The following is a 14,944-nucleotide window of genomic DNA, read 5'->3' as shown; positions in this document are numbered from 1 at the left end:
TTATTCTAAAATCAATACATTTATGTAACTGAATGTAACTAAAACTTTGAAAGGCTGTGTTCTGTGTGTATCAATCTGCTTGCATTATGAATAGTTTTATTGCTTTTGTTTAGAATCTAGCCTAACATACAAACCGCGTTTTTTTTGCAATGGTGGTAATGTAATGCCAGAATCTTTTAATAATTTCACATTTTTACAAGATTCCATCATGCCATAATCACATGCGATATGAAAAAAATATAGTGCATTTGCAAAATCTTTTTTATAGTTAGCATAGACTACGGCAAGATTAAAACAAGCTTGTGGATACTGCATAGAACACGCTCTAGTAAAAGATTGTAAAGCCGCATGTCCGCCCACATTAGATGATGATCGCATAGACTGCAATACGCCCATATTATAGCAACCTATCACATCAGCATTATTACAAGCAGTGTTATATGCAATTTCTGCTTCATCTATATTGCCACTTATTTGATAAAGTAATCCAAGTAGAGAACAACCCAGCTTTTCACTCGATTGACAAGACTTTTGTAGATAGGGTATTGCTTCCCTATCACTTCCATTTGCACTTAGCGTAGCACCTATGATATGACATACATGTATTTCACATTCATTCACGCTTGGCACACCTTGCTTAAGCAATAGCGAACATGAATCTTTTATCCCATTAGAGCATTGCTGCAATAAAGGCATAATATCTTGTTGCACCCTTTGTATATTATTAGCTTTATGTGGCATATACGGGTTTGCAAATGCAACAAATACATTGCAAAAAAATACCACCAAATACCGATACAGCACAGAATCTACCTTTATATACTTAAACTTATTGCGATAGGCACTCATGGCAATAGCATTTACCATTCTTTTTTTTCATATCTACTTGTGTGATATATACGCCACATTTTACACATTGCATGAGATTTATTTCTTTATTTTTACTTGATTTTTTATTGTTCTGCTGCATGTTAAGTAGCACAAGAACAAGCACTGCAATGACAACAATAAGCAATAAATACAGCACAATCTCCCCCTTGAAATACTATTTTATCGCAGTATTATTTTTCACACATGCACGCGTTAGATCGCTAGCAGGCAACAATCTTCTTTTTGCTACATCGCAGACAAAATCTCTTACTTCATCACTTGATACAACCACATTTCGCCTTTTTTTAGACTCATTCATACTATATAAAAATCCTACAAAATGCCCACCTGAATTAAAAAGTGGTAGTCCATGTATGGCACTATGCTTTTGGATATTTGCGATACTTGCAGATTTGTAAAATAGGGCATTATTCTCTGTTACAAATGGAAATAATACATTATCCTTACGGCTAAGCACTGTGTTTTTTAGCATTCCCTTATAAATTGGAGTGAAATGATGTAAATTAATTCTTTGATGATAAAAGCTTTCTTCGCGAGTGTTACAATAAATATCTGTGTAGTTTTCAGCCCTAAGCAATGAAAGCTTAGAATCTGTTGCACGCAAACGAAGCATGGCAAAGCACATAAGCGATTTACTAGAATCATCTTGCATTTTTGCCATAACACTGCGTAAATACGCCCCATCTTCATTCATCAAATCCGCAGCAGCAAGGATATATCCATCTTTTAGTAAGATTCCATACCCCTGCTTTTGCACGCCATTGTCAAATAATGCAGTAAGTAAAGCAATAGAATATAAAAAGCTCCCTTTTCTAGCCCCAAGTGTAGGCATAGCCCCACTTGCAAGGAAGCCGCCTTGATAGCCTTGTGTGCCTTGCTTGTTCTGTGTGGCTTTATTTGAATTGCTACTTTTATTCCCACCTTTATTTTGACCGCCTGATTGTGGAATCTGTGTCGTGCCACCATCTATGCAGCCATACAAATCATTGCAATCTCCAAATCCATCAGCATAAAGCGGCGAAACTAACACGCAACAAGACAATACAAAAAACAACATAAAAGACTTAACATGTGAAAAAAGAAGCGACATATCTACTCCAAATTTACTTTTAATCCTAAATTATAACATTAAATCTTGAAATTTACCGGCAAAGTTGCTAGAATCTCAACTTTTGAATCACTGAAATTTAAGGATTTTACAATGGGATTAAAAGAATATAAACTTTTGGCAGACGAGTTACAAACATTGCAATATGCTATCGTTGAAACAAATAAGGGTGTTATGTATATAAAGCTTTTTCCAGAACATGCACCACAAGCAGTAAGCAACTTTGCTACACTTGCTAATAGTGGCTTTTATGATGATTTGAATTTTCATCGCGTAATAGCTGGTTTTATGGCTCAAGGTGGCTGTCCAAAGGGCGATGGCACAGGTGGTCCGGGCTATACTATAAAGTGTGAGCTTGAAAATAACCCAACAAAGCATAATCGTGGCACTTTATCTATGGCTCACGCGGGGAGAAATACAGGTGGCAGTCAGTTTTTTATCTGTTTTGCGCCACAACCGCATTTAGATGGCGAACACACCGCATTTGGTCGTATCCCAGTAAATGAAAAGGCAAGCTATGAAGTTTTAGATTCTCTAAAACAAGGAGATATTATTAAGAGTATCCGCGTAGTTGCTGAAATGCCAGAGGCTTAAACTCTCTTAAATCGCATAAAAGATTCTATCTATTTTTGCTTTTATAGAATCTTGCGAAATAGATATGCTTCATTATTGACTTGCAATAAGAATATCAACAAGATTCTCTATTCCGATATTCCTATCTACAAATGTAATACTCTCTTTGGGTAATGCCTCTATAGTCTCATTTGTCGCATAAAAGCAATGAAGAAGATTCTCAATTTGCTGAAATATCTCTAAATCATTTGTATCCATAACACGCAAAATAGGGATAATCCCAAGATTATATGCAAAGGCTATGAGTTTATTTATATGTGTTTGTATGCTATGTGTGAGAGAATGATTTTTTATAGAATCTGCGTTTAGGGCTATTTCAGAAGCAATATCATCAATATTAGAATCTAGTAGCATAGGATTAGATTCCAAAGCATGTAAAATCTCACAATATATTTGTAAATGCTTGATATTGAGTATAATCATATCTGCTCCACTAATAGTAGATTCTAGAATCTGATATTCATCAATAAATACACTTTCATGGACAACAAAAGCAGGGGATAATCGCCTTATTGCGCTTAAATAGTCCATACTATCCGCACTCTCATTATTTGCAAGTTTATCCAAATCGCTAAATATCACGCAAAGAATCTCTTTATCAAACTCTACGCTATGGTCTAAACGGCTTGTTTGTATGAGTTTAGATAGCTTTTCTGTGTTGGTATATAGGGCTTTTTTGGGTGTATTTGTCTTTAACTTTTCATAGAGATAAGTTTTGTCTGATAAACGCGGCAAAAAGCAAGTATATGCAAGAGAGCGACCAAGCATATCCTTTGGCATGATTTGTTTTTTATTTGATAAATACTGCATAATATACAGCATTTGCTGACAAGAAATATCTTGTTTCATATTTTTCCCTTAAGGTTTTATACAAAAGTTTAGAATCTAGTTTTATGATTTTTGCATAATTTTAGAAAGTTTAAGATTCTAAAATACGGCTTCTATATCACTTGCACTCACCCATTTGAATTGGATTCTAAAGATTTATAAAAATATTTAATGTGTTATTTTTTTATTTTTTAGAGCTTTGCTAGATTCTAAAGCCCTTTTTTACACCCCAGCCTTACCACCTATTCAAAGAGCGGATTCTAAAAAATCTTAGTTTTTTGTTATTTAACACTCTCTTTTGGTATAAATATAAGCGATACAGAATTAACACAATGGCGTGTGTTTTTAGCGGTGAAGCCCTCGCCTCTAAAAACATGTCCTAAATGTGAGTTGCAATGATTGCATACAATCTCTGTTCGCACTCCATCTCTATCTAGCACTTCTTTTACATTATTTTCAATACTAGAATCAAAGCTAGGCCAACCACAATGTCCGCTAAATTTTGAATCTGAAGTAAATAAAGGCATTTCACACATTTTGCATACATAGATTCCATCTTCAAAAAAGTCATTATATTCCCCGCTAAATGGGGCTTCTGTGCCTTTCTCTAAAAGCACATATTTTTCAAACTCACTTAATGTTTTCATATTTAGCCCTTTATTTTGGGGTATTCACCTTTGAATCATCAATGGTAAAATCAATAAACTCTGATTTAAATCCATGATTTGCGATACTATTATAATGCTGTGCTGCTGCATTATAATTCTCTGCTTCTTGATACAGCACACCTAAAGCATAGCGACTTTCATAATTCACACTAGAATCCATTTTTGATAATTGTAATAAAAGACTTGCGGCATTCTTGTGTCCAGCCCCAATTGCTGCCACAGCACCCAAATAACGCGTATAGCTATCATCTTCTTTTAAACCATTAATAAGCCTATCATAAATCGCATAGCTTTCTTCAAAGTTTTGCTGATAGATATTTAAAAGTCCTAAGGCTTGTAGTAAGCCATTTGGATTTTTTGTCTGTGTGCTTAGCTTGTAGTTTAATAGCTTTTTTTCTCGCTCGAGATTCCCAGTTATAAAGCCTACATAGATATATAGCTCTCGTGCTAGATTCGGTCCATAGAAAACATTGTCTAGATTCATATTATCTTCTCTAAAGAGATACTGCATATTAAGCGATGAATTCTTCACATTTGTGCCATAGTTTCTTGCTAAATCAAGCAAGATATTTGACACAATATCATTTGATTGATAGTATTTTAGCCGCTCAAAACCAGCGACAATATTTTTTGTATCCCTCATGTGTATCGCACTGATTGACTGAAAGGCTAGTGCCATTGCCCTTTTTTCATTCGCTTCAGGTATATATACGCCCATATCAGTTGGGTTATTTACCCATTCTTTGATTTTACTAAATAATACGAGTTGCTCTTTTGGCATTTTGCTATCTGCTATGCTTTGCCCTAGATTCACATTCAAAGTGCTTATATCCTTGTAGACAAGCTTACCTGTAACCATAGCAAAAGCACCTGCTTGCACATCTGTCATATCAAGGTGATAGGCACGCAAAAAGTGCTTATAAGCATTAGCAAAGTCGCCAACTTGTGCGTAAATTAGCCCCGCATTATAGTGTAATACAGCATGATTTGGATTCTCATCGACATCATGTTTAATCATTGCTAAAGCCCCGCGTAAGTCGTTTTCATTAATCTTACGCAAAGATTGAGCTATGCTTGTATTAATATTTGAGATAGTAGCACCTTTTATTAATATCGCATGGCTTTCTTCGAGATTCCCTAAATTGATTTTAGAATCTAGCACACCATCTGAAATAATGCTTAATGCTTCATTCACATTAAACACACGATAAGGGGCATAATAGAATAGAATCTTACTTGTCAAAAGGTTTGAATGCTCAAAAGTCCTATTCCAAAACTCTTCTTGGGCTAACTGCACATTGAAAACATTTGGAGCAACTCTAGCTTGTATAGGATAGGGGTTTACAATACCGTTTTCTTTTTTCTCGCCACCAAACTCATCAATAATTCTTGCTGCTTCGATAAAATCACCTAGCTTCAAGTTGATAAGCTGCATAGTCATTTTCGCATGCCAATCATTTGGATATTGTATGAGATAGTTATGCACATGAGCCCTTGCCGCATTAAGACTACCCTGTCTTGCTAATAGCTGCCCTAGTGCAAGTTCATCTTGCTTTTCTGCGACTGCTTTTAGGTTATTATAGGCTTGGACATTGTCGTTAAAAAGGGTATAAAGCTTTGCCGCTAGTCTCTTGCTATCTTTGTCAAAATGCGTATTTGTATCGTGATTAAGCGGTGATAGTGCCTCAAAATACTGCCCTTGATAGTATTGATTGAGTGCATAGGAATAGGCGTATGGCGGGAGATTGCTGATTTGATTCGCATAGGTATTTGCGATATTGATATAATATTGATATTTATCCATATCGCCTAATCTAAATGCACTTACTGCCGCATTAATCGCACTTAATGCTACATCTTCACCTGCTGAAATAGCCTTATCATAATATTCAATACTTTTTTGATAATCTTGTGATTTAGCGTTAATTACGCCTAAATTGTAGTTTGCAATAGCCTTTGCGTAAGTAGCAATTTGATTAAATAACATTAGGGCTTCTTGTTTATCGCCTGTTTTATAGAGCATATCTGCTTTTTGAATCATATTTTCAAGATTCTTATTATCTACAACTGGGGGCTTTGTCGTAACTTCTGGAATGCTTGGCAAGACAACGCCACCTTGACTTTCAGCATTACTTCCTTCTTGTATATTAGCCCCACCACTACCGCCGCCTTGATTATTCGCACCACCTTGCTGTGTGCTTTGAGTAGCACTCTGCTCTGTTTCAGAATCTTGCTTTGGTTTAAAAGCACTTACAAGTAGCATAACAAGCAATAGCACAAAAAGTAGTAACAATACTACAAGCAAAATGCGTCTAGTCTTTACCCCTAGCTTTTCATCAATGTTGCGTATAAGCGGAATATCTTTAGCATTGTCTCTAGCAAAGTTTTCTAATGGCGTGAAAAATGCCATAATGCCACTTGGTTTTTTCTTCTTTTCTTCAGGTTTAGATTCTGTATTCTCATCAGTGTTATTAGAATCTTTTACTTCATCTGTTGCTAGATCTTCTGCTGCTATATCTTCTGGTTTTTTTTGCTCTTCTGCCATTCCCTAATCCCCAAATAAACTATAGAATCTAAAGATACTTTTCTAATACTTTAGGTATTTGAATGCTACCATCAGCTTGTTGAAAATTCTCCATAATAGCAACAAGAGTCCTGCCTACTGCTAAGCTTGAGCCATTTAGCGTATGTGTGAGTGTATTTTTACCTGCCCTCTTGTATCGTATCTTAGCCCTACGCGCTTGAAAATCCGCACAATTTGACACAGAGCTAATCTCACGATAGCAATTCTGCCCGGGTAGCCATACCTCTAAATCAATAGTATTTGTCGCAGAAAAGCCTATATCGCCACTGCAAAGCTGCACTAGCCTATGTGGTAACTCTAAAGATTCTAAAAGTTTTGATACATTATCTACCATTCTTTGCTGCATAGATTCACTTTGTTCTGGTGTGGTGATTGCCACAAGCTCGACTTTATCAAACTGATGCTGCCTTATAATGCCACGCGTATCCCTTCCTGCACTGCCTGCCTCTTTTCTAAAGCAAGGTGTATATGCTGTCATCATAATGGGTAGCTCGTTTTCAGCCAGAATCATATCTTGATAAAGATTTGTGAGAGAAATCTCTGAAGTAGAAATAAGATAGAGATTATGCCCCTTATTAGAATCTTCGCTTTCATTTATATCATCATTCATAGATTCTATATGAAACATATCATCAGCAAATTTTGGAAGCTGTCCGGTCCCAAACATAGCTCTTTCATTTACAATGACTGGCACACTGCATACTTCAAAACCATTTTTGTAATTAAAATCAAGCATATAAGATATTAAAGCATGATTTAGCCTCGCAGCCTCTCCACGCAACACAGAAAAACGACTTTTAGCAAGTTTTACCCCCGCTTCAAAGTCAATCCATTTATTTTTCTCTGCAAGCTCCCAATGCTCTTTTGGTGTGAAATCAAACTTTTTTGGCTCTAAAACATGCCTAATCACAACATTATCGTTTTCATCTGTGCCTATGGGCGTATTCTTATCTAAAAGGTTTGGAATCTTAAGTAAAATCTCTTGCAATGCTACTTCTGCTTTGGCTACCTTTGCAACCTCTTCTTGCACTTTTCTTTTTAGCGTATCAAGGTTTTCTTTATGACTTTGCAAAAGATTAGAATCTGCTTTTTTTCGCATGAGTTCGCCATATTCTTTTGAGAGTTTGTTTTGTTCTGCCTGCATAGATTCTGCTATGTTTTTTTGTTGCTTTAACTTATTTGCATTCTCTTTCAATACATCAAGCATGGCTTTTTCTACATTCCTATTGGCAAGATTCTGTGCTACATAGTCAAAATCTTGTAATAAAAGTTTAACATCAATCATTGAGAAATACCTTTTAGCAACTATGAATATTTATGTATAAAAGAAGCAATTATAACAAAATAATGATATAAAATGTATTGATAAAAGATTTTTTTTGTTAAAATAACAGCAATAAAATAAAAGTTTAGGAGCTTTGTTTTGATAAGCAATATTGATAAAACGACTTCACTCCATTTAAATAATGAAGCACAATTTCTCTGTTTTACCCTAGAAGATACTGAAAATGAGCAGGACATTCAGCTTTATGCGATGAATGTTTTTAAGATACGCGAAATAATCTATTATGATGGGGAATTAACAGAGACTGCGGGGGAAAATGAGGGCATAGTGCTTGGATTCCTAACTGTTAGAGGGGAGAGCATACCGCTTGTTGATATGCGTAGATGGCTTTACTTTAACGCACAAGACCCAAAGCGAGACTTAAAAGAATACTCTATCCAAAGTCAAAAAAATCTTGTGATTTTGTGTAATTTTTCACAATGCACAGTTGGACTTAGAATCCTAAGTGTAAAACGCATTATCCAGCGAAGCTGGGATTCTGTAATTGTAGGTAGTGAATATGGCTTTGATGGGAATAATAAGATTACTGCTACTACAAAATTTGATGATGGTGCGGTAGTGCAAATCATGGATGTTGAACGCATGGTAGTAGATGCTTTCCCATCAGTAGAAATGTCGCATGAATTGCAACTTGAAGGATTAAAGGCAATTGAGAGTGATAAGGTTGTATTGTTAGCAGAAGATTCTAAACCTGCACAAAAATCACTTCAAATCATTATGGAGAAACTACAACTTCGCTATTTTACCTTTCCAAATGGCAAAGCATTGCTTGAGTATCTCTACACACCGGGTGTTGCTAAAACCGTTGGGGCAGTCATTACTGACCTTGAAATGCCACTCATTTCAGGCTTTGAAGTCTTAAAGCATATACGAGAACATGAAGATACAAAGACTATGCCTGTAATTGTGAATTCATCAATGAGTAATGATTCTAATATTGAAAAAGCACAAAGCCTAAAAGCAAACGCTTTTATCACAAAATCAAACCCCGCAGAGATAGAAGACGCCCTGCGTGAAGCCCTTGAAATCTAGATTGACTATAATTTGAGATAGAAGCATTATGTGTAAAATCTAGATTCTAAAATCTATTTGTCGTTTTTAGCAAAGCAAAATTTCTCAAAGTTAGTATTTGTAAAATGTTGCACTTTTTAAGGTTTAAAATGATAATCATAATAGAATCAGAAAGGTTTCAAGTAATGCTTAAAAAGCTTTGCATTCATATATTTATATTTTTGTGAGTGTTTTAGGATGCTTAGAGTATAAATTTATAGAATCTAGCTTTGCATTATTGTATAATATTACGCAAGATTCTGTTACATAAGGATATGGTAGTGAAAAAGGTTTTTTTAGGAAGTCTTATTGTTGGTTGTTTATGTGTAAGTGCGTTTGCCGATGACGAGACAGAAAAAAAAGCAGTCAAAACGCAATCTTTAACAACTAGTGCGAGTTTTGATCCAGAGGCAGCACAACAGCTAGCAAAACAATGTGATGCAATCTTTGAGGCAAGAAAGCAAGAGCTTGCAACAAGTCTATTGCAGCTACAACAGCAACAAAGCACTTTGCAGATTCTAACCACAGAAAACACAAAGCTATTGAAAGAAAAAGAAGAGCAGATGAAGCTAAAAGAGAGTGCGTTAAAGAAAATGTATGCTGATATGCGAGATGAAGAAGCAAAAAAATCAGCAGAAAGTGAAGCAAAACTCAATGAAGCAAAAAAGCTATTAGCACAGAATGAAGAGATTCTAAAGCAAATCACAGGCACAAAGGACACAAAATTAGCTGAAAGCTATGCGAAAATGAAAGATAGCAAAGCCGCACCGATTTTAGCAGCTATGCCAGAAGATGATGCGGTTATGATTCTATTGAGCCTAAAACCGAATCAAATGGGAAGCATTCTAGCACAAATGCAACCAGATAAAGCCGCAGAACTTACAAAACTTATAAAATATTTCCCTAGTAAAAAGCCAGTCCCACCAAATGCACCACCACCAGCCACACCAGATGGAATCAATGTAGAAGATAATATGCCACAAAACGCTAGAGAGGCAAACACAAATCAGCAAAATAACGCAGTGCCACAAAGCTTTGATGGCAATATGAGGGTGTATTAGAATCCATTTATTACAGATACAGCCCTTTCTGCTTGTTCCTTGCTCATAACCGGGCTAATCGGCAAAGACAACACTTCCCTATGAATCTTTTCAGTAATGGGTAAAGAGAGATGATTGTATTCTTTATAGGCTTCTTGCTTATGCGGTGGGATAGGATAGTGGATAATTGTCTCAATCCCATTGTCCTTTAAATACGCTTGGAATCTCTCCCGCTCTTCGCACCGCACGACAAATAAATGCCACGCGTGTCCCTCTTCACTCACGCATTCCGGTAAAATAATCTTTTTATTTGTGATATTTTCGCGATAAAGCTTCGCCACTGCCCTGCGAAATTCATTATCAGAATCTAAATGCTTTAGCTTTATCTCCAAAAGTGCTGCTTGAAGCTCATCAAGGCGAGAGTTTAGCCCTTTGTAGAGATTAACATATTTTTTATGTGAGCCATAATTCCCCAATGCCCTAACTTTTTCCGCTACATCTTTATGCTTTGTGGTTACTGCTCCACCATCGCCTAATGCCCCTAGATTCTTCCCCGGGAAAAATGAGAATCCAGCCACATCGCCAAGTGTGCCAACCCTTTTGCCTTGATATATCGCACCGTGGGCTTGTGCGCAATCCTCTATGATAGCAAGATTATACTTTTGTGCCAACTCCCACACCTTTTGCATTTCCACGACTTGCCCATACAAATGCACGACTAAAATCGCCTTTGTGTTGGGCGTGATAGCAGATTCTATTTTCTCCACATCAATGTTATAAGTTTGCAGACTTGGCTCAACAAAGATAGGCTTACACCCATTATCAGAGATAGCCAAAATTGAGGCGATATAGGTATTTGCTGGGACGATTATCTCATCATTTTCCCCTAAGCCTAGCGCCTTTATGCCTAGCCTAAGTGCATCTAGTCCATTACCACAGCCTATGCAATGCTCTATCCCGCAATATTCAGCAAACGCCTTTTCAAAAGCCCTGCTTTTTTCTCCTAAAATATACCAGCCAGATTCTAGAACTTGCTTCATCGCCAATTCTAGCTCATTTTTAAAACGCGAATTAATTGCCCCTACATCAAGAAATGGGATCATTGTATAACTCCTTTACGCAATAGTTTGCTTCTCAAGCGATTGTAGAGATAGAGAAAAAGTTTGTATCGCAATGTGAGATTTTGACAATGGGGGGGGGGGGGTGATTACATTATTACACGGCTGCGTAATTTGTAGTTTTGCACCCCAATTTACAAGCATTACATTTTCCATTTCAAAAAATACATTGCGAACGCGTGGGGCAATAAGCAGTGGATTATGTGGAGATAGAATCTTAGCATACGCTCCCAAGCTCCCGTGAGATGCGACAATCATCTTGCAACGACTAAGCAGGTATAAATCCAAATAGCCTTGCTCTGGCGTATTAATATCACATATTTTAAATTGTTTATCCTTTAAAAGTGGTGCAATATGTTCTCTCACCCACGCTACATCATCGCTAAAGAGATAAAATGCACTTACCGAATCCATTTGTGAAACAAGCTTGATAACCCTTTCAAAATAAGTAAGGCTAGTAGGCTCTCCATAGACAATATGATTCTGCGATAAATCACCTCTTCTAATGTGAATGCCACAGGATTGTGTATTTAGAATCTCTTGTAAAAGTGTGAAAAATGGCGTGTCTTTTTGCTCTACTTCTTTAGGGCTAAAATATCCTGCAAAGTGTTTTGCAAAATATATGTCATAATGTCTGCCTAAATAACCACCGACATATAATGGAGGCTTGTGGGTAATGACTTTTTCATCATCAATAAAATACAATTTATTATAGCGTTTTACTTCATCTTCAGTTGCGATTTTCATCTCTAGTTGTGGAAATGCTTTTGGCATATCAAAGGTTAAATCATAGATTCTATCATAGCCATTTGTTGTATTATAAAAGCCTTTGCCAGAAGTCTCAAACCAGCTTAAATCATATTTGACTTGATAATCTTTTTCCTCAAAGGCTTTGCCTAATGCGACAAAACCTATTTGACTTGCTATGCCGCCATCTACTCTAATAATTATGAGATTATCTTTCATTGCACTTCCTTTACCAAATAAGCCATATAATCACGCCACATAACACAATATTCATATATAGCAATATCTTAAAAAGTTTCTTGTATTTGCGATATTTTGCCAAAGTCTTATCTGTTGTATAATGAGCTAAGTCTAAATAGGTCTTAAAATCAAAGTCATACATATCTTTCAAGCGTTTTGCACTCTCTTTTGTGCTATAAGATTCCATAATCTTATGGTAACCCCACACTTGCCTTGTTTCAATAGGCGACAACAAAGCCATTCTGCCTAAGAAATACTCTATCATATCTTCTTGCGGATTAATACCGAGTTTAGCTATTTCTTTTGCAAAGATTTTTTGAAGCAAATCTATATCTTTCATTGCTAAAAAAGTATCCATTAGCTGCTCAATCTCCATATTTTCTCGTTTTATGGCTTTATCAGTTCTAGCACTCACATTACTTGTCTTTGGATCAAAACGATACATTACTAAAATGTCATCAAGGATTTTTATTTCCCCATTTAAAAGTATCTTAATGTGCATTTGCGTATCCTGCTGATTACACATCGCAATATCTAGAGGATACAAAATCTCCTTAAAATCAGTTGTTTTCAGTGCCATTCCGGGTGAAGTGAGGTAATTCCCCCGCATAAAGAGATCATAGAGATGTTCTGCTCTCGTTTTATTTTCAGATTCTCCAAATCTTTCTTTATCTTTCACCCCATTTTCATCAATTTTAATAAGGCTAGGATATATCGCTTTTATGCTTGGATTCTCGCTAAATGCCTCATAAATCACTTCTAGCGCATTAGGTGTAAGCATATCATCACTCGCACAAAATACAAGATATTCGCCACTAGCATTTTCAAATGCTGTGTTTATTCCTGCGTTTATACCTTGATTATATGGGTGCTGTATAAGCTTTATTCTAGGATCTTTAAACTTTAGAATCTCATTTACATTATTATCGCTAGAACAATCATCTACAATAATAAGCTCAAAATCTTCTAAAGTTTGTTTCAAAACAGATTCTATAAAAAATCCCACAAATTTTTCGTGATTGAAACTTGGGGTGAGAATGGAAATTTTAGGATTCAAACTTTTCCTTTAATTTTTTAGTAAAACTCGTATCATACCATAAACAACGCAAAATGGATTAATAAGTATAACATTAAACATCGGTGCAAATTCATATTAAATAAAATTTAGCTCAATATAACGAAAGATTTCATTAATCTAAAATTTTAAGCGATAAATACAACCAACAAATATTAAAACAACGCATTCACCTTATTTATAAAATCAATAGGATCAACTTGCACTCCATTTACAAGCATACCAAAATGCAAATGCGCCCCACTCACTCTGCCTGTATCGCCACTTAAAGCCACCACTTGCCCTTTTTGCACCTTCTCACCAAGCTTCACCTTAATATCACTGCAATGATAATACATGCTAAAAACCCCCTCACCATGATCGATGACGACTGACTTACCTGCTAAAAAACGATCCTTTGCTATCACTACAATACCATCATTACTAGCCTGTATCGGTGTGCCAATTGCCGCACGAAAATCTGTGCCACCATGAAAGCTTTTTATCTCATTATTAAATACTCTCGCAGAGCCAAAAGGACTTGTAATCACGCTGTTTAAAGGCAACATAAAAGGCTTACTCCAATAGCGCTTCTTTGTATATGTGCGATAGATCGCATTTGCCTCAGCAAATTCCTTTGCAATGCGATCACTCGCAGTTTTATTTGGCTTTGTCTTCGTCGTATCTGTGATTGTGATTTTTTCTCTCTTATATGCACCTTGCACGATTTTAATGGAAAAGTCATTATTTAATCTTAGATTCTCTAAAGCTGAGCGATAGTTAATCGCTACAAATGCAATCTTTTTATTAGAATCCTTTGGGTGCAAAACCCATGGGAAAACCTTATTATTTATGCGTATAACTTGTGGATTTTTCTCACTACTCACTGCAATAAAAGTTGCACCATTAGCAATCTCTATTGTGTGAGAATTATTTTGTTTTGTTTTTTTAGTGGGCGTGTTTTCTGCGAGTTTTATTTCCTTAGATTCTGTGTTTGTTTGCAATAGACTTGTTTCAAACATACTCTTATATTCTTGCGGCAAATCTTCTTGCTGCATATCCTTTGGCGGATTTACAGAATCCTGTGTTATAGGACTTCTATCAATTGGGGCTCTAAAGCCCTTTTCATCTTTGGGGTTAAACCCTTTTTGTTGAATATCAAAAAGTCGTAAATCAGAATCTACTTCACCATCACTAAAATCATTTTGAATAGCTCTCTTTTGCGATTTATTTGAATCTGGTAAAAAAAGTATAGAATCTGCATACGACATACTAACACAAAACATTACACCACAAGAAAAAGTAAAAACACATTTTGACAAATTCATAAACCACTCTCTAAAAATCTAAGATAAAGCAAACCATTATAGCATTTATATTTTAAAAATTCTGAACTATTATAAAGTTGTCTGCTGGAATAATATTGTGTTATTTTAAATTCTATTAAGCTAGTATATTTGATATTTTTTTGTTATAATCTTAAGCATATCTGTATGTATTTTAGAGAAGAACTCAATATTATTTAATATGAAAATCTTTACAGACTTGCTTAAAAAGTATGCTATGCACTTTATGTAGGAGTTGAATATTCTTGTATGTAGAGATTTTGATATAAAAACAGGTTATATTAAGGTTTAT

At 35.7% G+C, this 14,944-nt stretch carries 14 protein-coding genes; 3 read left to right on the top strand and 11 right to left on the bottom strand.

Going from position 1 to position 14,944, the window contains the following annotated elements; translation table 11 throughout:
• Positions 1 to 96: 96 nt before the first annotated feature.
• Genes XJ32_RS09630 through XJ32_RS09620 form a run of 3 tightly spaced genes read right to left on the bottom strand, consistent with a single transcriptional unit; the run spans position 97 to position 1,981 of the window.
• Positions 97 to 867, bottom strand: a complete 771-nt coding sequence (locus tag XJ32_RS09630) for a tetratricopeptide repeat protein (protein ID WP_077389362.1) — start codon at positions 865 to 867, stop codon at positions 97 to 99.
• The gene (locus tag XJ32_RS09625) at positions 830 to 1,027 is read right to left on the bottom strand and encodes a hypothetical protein (protein WP_004087134.1); all 198 of its coding nucleotides are present in this window, start codon (positions 1,025 to 1,027) and stop codon (positions 830 to 832) included. The genes XJ32_RS09630 and XJ32_RS09625 overlap by 38 nt, the downstream gene beginning before the upstream one ends.
• Before the next feature lie 18 nt (positions 1,028 to 1,045).
• Positions 1,046 to 1,981 (bottom strand): hypothetical protein, encoded by a 936-nt coding sequence (locus XJ32_RS09620; protein WP_020995700.1) that lies wholly within the window; start codon positions 1,979 to 1,981, stop codon positions 1,046 to 1,048.
• A 111-nt stretch (positions 1,982 to 2,092) separates the two neighbouring features.
• Between XJ32_RS09620 and XJ32_RS09615 the strand changes: the two genes are divergently transcribed.
• Complete coding sequence (locus XJ32_RS09615) at positions 2,093 to 2,593, top strand: peptidylprolyl isomerase (RefSeq protein WP_005218572.1); 501 nt, start codon at positions 2,093 to 2,095, stop codon at positions 2,591 to 2,593.
• A gap of 72 nt (positions 2,594 to 2,665) precedes the next feature.
• On the opposite strand, the gene XJ32_RS09610 is transcribed toward XJ32_RS09615, so the two are convergent.
• From XJ32_RS09610 to serS, 4 genes are all read right to left on the bottom strand, one after another.
• Positions 2,666 to 3,481, bottom strand: a complete 816-nt coding sequence (locus XJ32_RS09610; protein ID WP_077389360.1) for a beta/alpha barrel domain-containing protein — start codon at positions 3,479 to 3,481, stop codon at positions 2,666 to 2,668.
• Between the two features lie 260 nt (positions 3,482 to 3,741).
• Complete coding sequence (locus tag XJ32_RS09605; RefSeq protein ID WP_077389358.1) at positions 3,742 to 4,107, bottom strand: methionine-R-sulfoxide reductase; 366 nt, start codon at positions 4,105 to 4,107, stop codon at positions 3,742 to 3,744.
• Between the two features lie 10 nt (positions 4,108 to 4,117).
• A complete protein-coding gene (locus XJ32_RS09600) occupies positions 4,118 to 6,673 on the bottom strand; it encodes a tetratricopeptide repeat protein (protein ID WP_254422355.1) in 2,556 nt (851 codons plus the stop codon).
• A gap of 28 nt (positions 6,674 to 6,701) precedes the next feature.
• Positions 6,702 to 7,997, bottom strand: coding sequence for a serine--tRNA ligase (serS, locus tag XJ32_RS09595; RefSeq protein ID WP_077389356.1), 1,296 nt, complete (start codon positions 7,995 to 7,997; stop codon positions 6,702 to 6,704).
• A 138-nt stretch (positions 7,998 to 8,135) separates the two neighbouring features.
• On the opposite strand from serS, the gene XJ32_RS09590 reads away from it, so the two are divergent.
• Together XJ32_RS09590 and XJ32_RS09585 are read left to right on the top strand one after the other, a co-directional pair.
• Positions 8,136 to 9,089, top strand: coding sequence for a chemotaxis protein (locus XJ32_RS09590; RefSeq protein ID WP_005218562.1), 954 nt, complete (start codon positions 8,136 to 8,138; stop codon positions 9,087 to 9,089).
• Between the two features lie 299 nt (positions 9,090 to 9,388).
• Positions 9,389 to 10,168, top strand: coding sequence for a MotE family protein (locus XJ32_RS09585; RefSeq protein ID WP_034563875.1), 780 nt, complete (start codon positions 9,389 to 9,391; stop codon positions 10,166 to 10,168).
• Here the strand turns inward: XJ32_RS09585 and XJ32_RS09580 are convergent.
• From XJ32_RS09580 to pgp3, 4 genes are all read right to left on the bottom strand, one after another.
• Complete coding sequence (locus XJ32_RS09580; RefSeq protein WP_077389354.1) at positions 10,165 to 11,250, bottom strand: DegT/DnrJ/EryC1/StrS family aminotransferase; 1,086 nt, start codon at positions 11,248 to 11,250, stop codon at positions 10,165 to 10,167. The two genes, XJ32_RS09585 and XJ32_RS09580, sit on opposite strands and share 4 nt — an antisense overlap.
• A gap of 12 nt (positions 11,251 to 11,262) precedes the next feature.
• Positions 11,263 to 12,231, bottom strand: a complete 969-nt coding sequence (locus XJ32_RS09575; protein ID WP_077389352.1) for an alpha-1,2-fucosyltransferase — start codon at positions 12,229 to 12,231, stop codon at positions 11,263 to 11,265.
• 10 nt (positions 12,232 to 12,241) lie between these two features.
• Positions 12,242 to 13,309 carry a glycosyltransferase family 2 protein gene (locus XJ32_RS09570; RefSeq protein WP_077389350.1) on the bottom strand — a complete coding sequence of 356 codons (1,068 nt, stop codon included), beginning with the start codon at positions 13,307 to 13,309 and terminating at the stop codon, positions 12,242 to 12,244.
• A gap of 173 nt (positions 13,310 to 13,482) precedes the next feature.
• Positions 13,483 to 14,634, bottom strand: a complete 1,152-nt coding sequence (gene pgp3, locus XJ32_RS13000) for a peptidoglycan metallopeptidase Pgp3 (protein WP_254422354.1) — start codon at positions 14,632 to 14,634, stop codon at positions 13,483 to 13,485.
• Positions 14,635 to 14,944: the final 310 nt, after the last annotated feature.

The sequence above is a fragment of the Helicobacter bilis genome, assembly GCF_001999985.1.
GTDB classification, from domain to species: domain Bacteria; phylum Campylobacterota; class Campylobacteria; order Campylobacterales; family Helicobacteraceae; genus Helicobacter_A; species Helicobacter_A rappini.
The sequence above is the reverse complement of the archived record's forward strand: the minus strand, read 5'-3'. Positions and strand labels throughout refer to the sequence as shown.

Excerpts from the sequence above, each read along its gene's own strand:
- XJ32_RS09615 (WP_005218572.1), top strand. The coding sequence starts at position 2,093 with ATGGGATTAAAAGAATATAAACTTTTGGCAGACGAGTTACAAACATTG.
- XJ32_RS09600 (WP_254422355.1), bottom strand. The coding sequence starts at position 6,673 with ATGGCAGAAGAGCAAAAAAAACCAGAAGATATAGCAGCAGAAGATCTA.
- XJ32_RS09610 (WP_077389360.1), bottom strand. The coding sequence starts at position 3,481 with ATGAAACAAGATATTTCTTGTCAGCAAATGCTGTATATTATGCAGTAT.
- XJ32_RS09630 (WP_077389362.1), bottom strand. The coding sequence starts at position 867 with ATGGTAAATGCTATTGCCATGAGTGCCTATCGCAATAAGTTTAAGTAT.
- serS (WP_077389356.1), bottom strand. The coding sequence starts at position 7,997 with ATGATTGATGTTAAACTTTTATTACAAGATTTTGACTATGTAGCACAG.
- XJ32_RS09605 (WP_077389358.1), bottom strand. The coding sequence starts at position 4,107 with ATGAAAACATTAAGTGAGTTTGAAAAATATGTGCTTTTAGAGAAAGGC.
- XJ32_RS09580 (WP_077389354.1), bottom strand. The coding sequence starts at position 11,250 with ATGATCCCATTTCTTGATGTAGGGGCAATTAATTCGCGTTTTAAAAAT.
- pgp3 (WP_254422354.1), bottom strand. The coding sequence starts at position 14,634 with ATGAATTTGTCAAAATGTGTTTTTACTTTTTCTTGTGGTGTAATGTTT.
- XJ32_RS09575 (WP_077389352.1), bottom strand. The coding sequence starts at position 12,231 with ATGAAAGATAATCTCATAATTATTAGAGTAGATGGCGGCATAGCAAGT.
- XJ32_RS09620 (WP_020995700.1), bottom strand. The coding sequence starts at position 1,981 with ATGTCGCTTCTTTTTTCACATGTTAAGTCTTTTATGTTGTTTTTTGTA.